The 6,351-nt window shown below is 63.3% G+C and carries 3 protein-coding genes and 1 pseudogene; 2 read left to right on the forward strand and 2 right to left on the reverse strand.

Annotated features, from left to right (window positions below; all coding sequences use genetic code 11):
- Positions 1 to 399: 399 nt before the first annotated feature.
- On the reverse strand, positions 400 to 1,278 hold the full coding sequence (gene yghU, locus OZ411_RS42305; protein WP_282532712.1) for a glutathione-dependent disulfide-bond oxidoreductase: 879 nt from the start codon (positions 1,276 to 1,278) through the stop codon (positions 400 to 402).
- Positions 1,279 to 1,419: 141 nt separating this feature from the next.
- Positions 1,420 to 3,080 (reverse strand): annotated as a pseudogene (locus OZ411_RS42310) (NAD(P)/FAD-dependent oxidoreductase).
- 382 nt (positions 3,081 to 3,462) lie between these two features.
- Between OZ411_RS42310 and OZ411_RS42315 the strand changes: the two are divergent.
- Positions 3,463 to 4,596, forward strand: coding sequence for a nitronate monooxygenase (locus OZ411_RS42315; RefSeq protein ID WP_282532713.1), 1,134 nt, complete (start codon positions 3,463 to 3,465; stop codon positions 4,594 to 4,596).
- Between the two features lie 133 nt (positions 4,597 to 4,729).
- The gene (locus OZ411_RS42320) at positions 4,730 to 6,241 is read left to right on the forward strand and encodes an acetyl-CoA acetyltransferase (protein ID WP_282532714.1); all 1,512 of its coding nucleotides are present in this window, start codon (positions 4,730 to 4,732) and stop codon (positions 6,239 to 6,241) included.
- The last annotated feature ends 110 nt before the right edge of the window (positions 6,242 to 6,351 follow it).

A 6,351-nucleotide genomic window follows, 5' to 3' on the forward strand; every position in this document is an offset into this window, starting at 1 on the left:
TCGCGAGCCGCCCCTCATTCGCGTGAGACGCGCGGAGTTAAATCACTGATTTGCCCGACGGCGAAAGCGGAATATTTTTCGTGCGAGGGATGGACAGGCTTTCGGCTGATTTGCCCGTCGGGTTGTTATGTCGCACCGAAAGCAGCCACATCGTCATTGCGAGCGGAGCGAAGCAATCCATAGCGCGGCTTGTGGAGGCGTGGATTGCTTCGCTTCGCTCGCAATGACGGAGACCGTCATTCCGGGGCGATGCGCAGCATCGAGCCCGGAATCCATTTCTCCACGTGCGCCTGCGGCCCGATGGATTCCGGGTTCGTCCTTCGGACGCCCCGGAATGACGGCGGTGTTCGTGGCGCAGGCCTATGGCGGATTACGCTTCGCTAGTCCGCCATACGGCGGTTACGATGCCGCCGCCTGCCCAATCTTGTCCTGCGTCCTGGTCTCGAAATCGCTGGCGTCGTGGCGCTCGTGCAATTGGCTTGCGGGATCGCCCGAGATGCGGTTGACGATGCGGCCGCGCTTCACGGCCGGACGCTTTGCGATCTGGTCGGTCCAGCGCTGCACGTTCTTGTATTCATGCACCGACAGGAATTCGCCTGCGCCATAGAGCAGGCCTTTCACCAGCCCGCCGTACCACGGCCACACGGCGATGTCGGCGATCGTGTATTCGCTACCGGATAGATATTCGTTGTCCGCCAGACGACGATCCAGCACATCGAGTTGACGCTTCACCTCCATCGCATAGCGGTCGATGGCATATTCGATTTTGGTTGGCGCATAGGCATAGAAGTGGCCGAAGCCGCCGCCAAGAAACGGCGCGCTGCCCATCTGCCAGAACAGCCATGACAGGCACTCGGCGCGAGCCTGGCCACCGGTCGGCAGGAATGCACCGAACTTCTCGGCAAGGTGCATCAGGATCGCGCCGGACTCGAACACGCGGATCGGTTCCGGCCCGCTGCGGTCCAGCAGCGCCGGGATCTTGGAATTCGGATTGACCGCAACAAAGCCGCTGCCGAATTGGTTGCCATCGATCCTGATCAGCCAGGCGTCATACTCGGCGCCGGAATGGCCGAGCGCGAGCAGCTCTTCCAGCATGATCGTGGCTTTCTGGCCGTTAGGGGTCGCCAGAGAATAAAGTTGCAACGGATGCTTCCCTACGGGAAGTTCTTTCTCATGCGTAGGCCCGGCGATCGGACGGTTGATGCTGGCGAAGCGGCCGCCATTCTCCTTGTTCCAGGTCCAGACTTTCGGCGGCTCATAAGCGGGTGCATCGGTCATTGATCAGGCTCCAGCGCGGAAGGCGCGAGTATTAGCGCAAGGCATAGGGTCGGCAAAGACGCGCATGCGCCGTGCCCACCATCCATAAGTGCATTGGATATGGTGGGCACGCTTCGCTTTGCCCACCCTACGAAAGTGGATTCAGGATGCGGCCGCCCGCTGCCGCCGTTCCACGCCTGTCATCGCAAAGCCGTCATAGTCCTTCGCCGCGACCTCGTCGCAGATCTGCCTGTAGGCTCCGACGCCGCCGATATAGGGCATGAAGATCCGCGGCTTGCCGGGAATGTTGGCGCCCATGTACCAGGAATTCGCCTGCGGATAGAGCGTGGTGTGGGCGACCTCGTTGACATGGGCCACCCATTTGTCCTCGGCCTCCCTGGTCGCCTCCATCGTGTCGAGTTCACGGCTGCGCATGTAGTCGAGGCAATCGCTGATCCAGTCGACATGCTGCTCGATCGAGACGATCATGTTCGACAGCACGGACGGACTGCCGGGACCGGTGATGATGAAGAGGTTCGGAAAGCCGGTGCTCATCAGGCCGAGATAGGTGCGCGGTCCCTCCGCCCATTTCTGGTTCAACGTCAATCCGTCACGGCCGCGAATGTCGATTTTTGCCACCGACCCCGTCATGGCATCGAAGCCCGTCGCCAACACCAGCGCATCGAGTTCATACTCGCCAGCCGTGGTGCGCACGGCGCTTTCCGTGATCTCCTCGATCGGACTGCTCTTGATGTCAACCAGCGTCACATTGGGGCGGTTGAAGGTCGCGAAATAATCGGTGTCGACGCAGATCCGCTTGGAGCCGATCGGGTGGCTGTTCGGCTGCAGCAGCTTGGCGGCCCCGGGATCCTTGACGATCTCCGCGATCTTTTCCCGCACGAAGTTCGCAGCGGTATCGTTCGCGGCCTGCTCCAGGGCGAGATTGTTGTAGGCCGACATGAACGTGAGCCCGCCGCGCTGCCAGCGGGCCTCGTAGCGGGCGCGACGTTCGCTGTCGCCATCATCGAGCGCGCCACGATCAGGCAAATCGGTATAGATGCCGTTGCGCGCCACTTCCCGCTCCACGCGCCGGATCTCCGGATAGTTCGCGCGAAACCATGCGCGTTCCTCATCTAGCAGCTTGGCATTGCGCGCGGGGATCGAGAAATTCGCGGTGCGCTGGAACACGGTGAGATGGCGCGCCTGCTCGGCGATGACAGGTATCGACTGTATCCCGGATGAACCGGTGCCGATCACGCCGACGCGCAAGCCGGTGAAATCCACCTGAGCATGCGGCCAATGGCCGGTGTGATAGACTTGGCCCTTGAACAGATCGAGGCCCTTGATGTCGGGCTTGCGCGCATTCGACAGGCAGCCGGTGGCAAGCACCACGAATTTGGCGGTGACGGTCTTACCATCGGAGGTGGTCACCGACCAGAGCTTGCTGGTCTCGTCGAACGCGGCCGCATCGACGCGGGTATCGAACTGGATGTCAGAACGCAGGTTGAAGCGGTCGGCGACATGGTTGGCGTATTGCAGAATTTCCGGCTGCGGCGCGTAACGCTCGCTCCAGTCCCATTCCTGCTGCAGTTCCTCGGAGAACGAATAGGAATACTGCATGCTCTCGACGTCGCAGCGCGCGCCGGGATAGCGGTTCCAGTACCAGGTGCCGCCGACACACCGCTGCCCTGCTCATAGACTCGCGCCGAAAAGCCGAGACCGCGCAACCGGTGCAGCATGTACATGCCGGCGAAGCCGGCGCCGACCACGACGACGTCGTAGTGCGCGGCAGGAGTTGCGGAAGCGGATGGCAAAGCGGACATGGACGCGGGCTCCCTTGAATATTCTTTTCGTTACCAGCCAGCATTCTCCGCGAAGCGCCAAAGCGCAAGAGACAAAGCGCGCGGTGATATTCTGCCACATGGAACACTGCTTTCGCCCCTGATGGTGAGGAGGCGCGCAGCGCCATCTCCGGACGATGCTTCGCATCGCCTTGAGAACCATGAGGCCCCTATCTCGGCCGCGGCCCATCCTTCGAGAAGCCGCTTCGCGGCTCCTCAGGATGAGGGTTGCGCTTGTTGCTTCGGCGGTGCTCGCTGCCGCGCTTTGCACTGGCCCACTAATGCGCTAGCGTTGCCGCCAAGGCATACGTTTCAAAAGCAAGAAAAGCAGCGTGAAGCTGCCACCGGGAGAGAGGACGCAGCCATGAAATCGCCGATCTGCGACATGCTGGGCATCGAATTTCCTCTGCTCGCTTTCAGCCATTGCCGCGACGTGGTGGCCGCCGTCAGCCGCGCCGGCGGATTTGGCGTATTGGGCGCGACCGTGCATTCGCCTGAAAGCATCGAGCAGGAACTGAAATGGATCGACGACCACGTCGACGGCAAACCCTATGGGCTCGACGTGCTGATCCCCGAGAACATCTCGACCGCCGGCGAGAAGAATGTCACCTGGAAAAGCCTGGAGCAGCGGATCTCGCCCGAGCATCGCGACTTCACCCGCAGCCTCCTGAAGAGATACGGCATCGAGCTGACGACGACCGCTGTTGCCGACAACCAGCCGCAGCCATTCGACGCACAGCGCGCGCTCGAATTGCTGGAAGTCTCCTTCAAGCATCCGATCAAGCTGATCGCGAATGCGCTGGGTGTGCCGCCGAAGGAGATGATCGACATGGGCCGCAAGCACGGCGTGCCGGTCGCAGCGCTCGTCGGCGCCAAGGAGCACGCGCTGCGCCAGGTCGCGGCCGGTGTCGACATCCTGGTCGTGCAGGGCACCGAGGCCGGCGGCCATTGCGGCGAGGTCTCGACCATGGTGCTGGTGCCGGAGGTCATCAAGGCGATCAAGCCGATCCGCGATGTGCCGGTATTGGCCGCGGGCGGTATCATGACCGGGCGGCAGATGGCGGCCGCGATGGCGATGGGCGCCGCCGGCGTCTGGACCGGCTCGGTGTGGCTCGCCACCGTGGAATCCGAGACCACGGAAATCTTCCGCGAGAAGATGATCGCAGCGTCCTCGCGCGACGCGGTGCGCTCGAAGGGACGCACCGGCAAGCCGGCGCGGCAACTCCGCTCGGTCTGGACCGATGCCTGGGACCGCTCACCCGACAGCCCTGGCGCGCTGCCGATGCCGCTACAGAGCATCATCAGCCGCGACGCCTTCAACTCGATCGACCGCGCGGCGGCCGCCGGCAACGAGAAGGCGCGCGATCTCGTCAGCTACTTTGTCGGCCAGGGCGTCGGCCTGATCGACGGCGTGAAATCGGCGGGCGCCGTGGTACAGGAATTCAAGGAAGATTTTATCGAGGCGGTGGAACACATGAATGCGCTGTTGGCGGAATAGTGCCGTCATTGCGAGGAGCGAAGCGACGAAGCAATCCACGTTTCCGCAAGTTGTGAGATGGGTTGCTTCGCTTCGCTCGCAATGACGAGTACAACGGGCAGCAAGCCCAATGTCGAAAATGAACCGAGAAGAAATGTCCAACAGCACCTCCGAAGACCGCATCCCCGTCATCGTCGGCGTCGGCGAGATCGTCGACCGTCCGAAGGACATCGCCGCCGGCCTCGAGCCGCTCGCGCTTCTTGAAGAAGCACTCAAGCGCGCCGAAGCCGACGGCGGGGCGAAGCTGCTTGGTGACGTCCAGTCGCTCGACGTCGTCAATTTCTTAAGCTGGCGCTATCGCGATCCGGAGAAACAGCTCGCCGAACGCCTCGGCATCAAGCCTAAGCATCTCTATTACGGCCCGGTCGGCGGCGAGAGCCCGATCCGCTATCTGCATGAAGCGGCGCAGCGGATCGCGCGCGGCGAATGCAGCGTGGCGGCGATCTGCGGCGCCGAAGCGCAGTCCACCGCAACCAAGGCGGATCGCGGCGGCATCGCCTTGCCGTGGACGCCGTTTGCGCACGATGTCGAGGAGCCGAAACGCGGCGCCGCGTTCCAGAAGCCGCTGGCGGTGAAGCTCGGCGTGTTCAGGCCGATCACGGTCTATCCGCTCTATGAGTCCGCCACCTCGGCGCATTGGGGACAGACGCCACGCGAGGCATTGGCGGAATCCGGCGAGCTATGGTCGACCTATTCCAGCGTTGCGGCTTCGAACCCGAATTCGTGGCTGAAGAAGCGCTTTACGCCGGAGGAGATCACCACGCCGACGCCGGAGAACCGGCTGATCGCCTGGCCCTACACCAAGCTGATGGTAGCCAATCCGACCGTGAACATGGGCGGCGCGCTGCTGCTCACGAGCCTCGCCAAGGCGCGTGAGGCCGGCATTCCGGAAGACCGATTAATCTATCCGCTCGGCGGCGCGTCGGCGGAAGAGCCGCGCGACTATCTCGTGCGGGACCAGTTCTTCGAGAGCCATCCGCAGACCGCGGTGCTGAAAGCGGTGATGGACCTGGTCGAAGGCGACGGCAAGAAGTTCGACGCGATCGAGCTCTATAGCTGCTTCCCCTGCGTGCCCAAGATGGCGCGACGCACGCTGGGCCTGGGCCCCGACGTGCAGCCGACGGTCACCGGCGGGCTCACCTTCTTCGGCGCGCCGCTCAACACCTACATGACACACGCCGCTTGCGCGATGGTGCGCAAGCTCCGCAACGGTGCCAAGCTCGGCCTGCTCTACGGCCAGGGCGGCTTCGTCACCAAGCATTATGGCCTGGTGCTATCGCGCGCGGCGCCGAAGGAGGCGCTCAAGCAGGATACCAGCGTGCAGCGTGAGGCAGACCGCAACCGCCGCAAGGTGCCCGAATTCGTCGCCGAGGCCAGCGGCAAGGGCAAAGTCGAGAGCTTCACCGTGATCTACCGCGGCAATGGCGAGGTCGAACACGGCGTTGTCATGTTGCGCACCGAAGACGACCGCCGCACGCTCGGCCGCGTGCCCGCGAACGATGCAAAGACATTGGCGCATCTGTTGAGCATGGAGCGCACGCCGGTGGGCACGACGGGCGATATCGTCATGGCGAATGATGGCGTGCCCGAGTGGCGGGTGGCGTAAGATCGCGGAAATCGTAGATGGGGTAACGGGCCCCGGGCGGCCCTCCAAGCGAGCCGCGCTTGCTACGGCGCTATGGGTGGCGCGCTGCGCGCGGCTCGCTTGGAGGGCGG

This window comes from Bradyrhizobium sp. Arg237L (assembly GCF_029990105.1).
Taxonomy (GTDB): Bacteria; Pseudomonadota; Alphaproteobacteria; order Rhizobiales; family Xanthobacteraceae; genus Bradyrhizobium.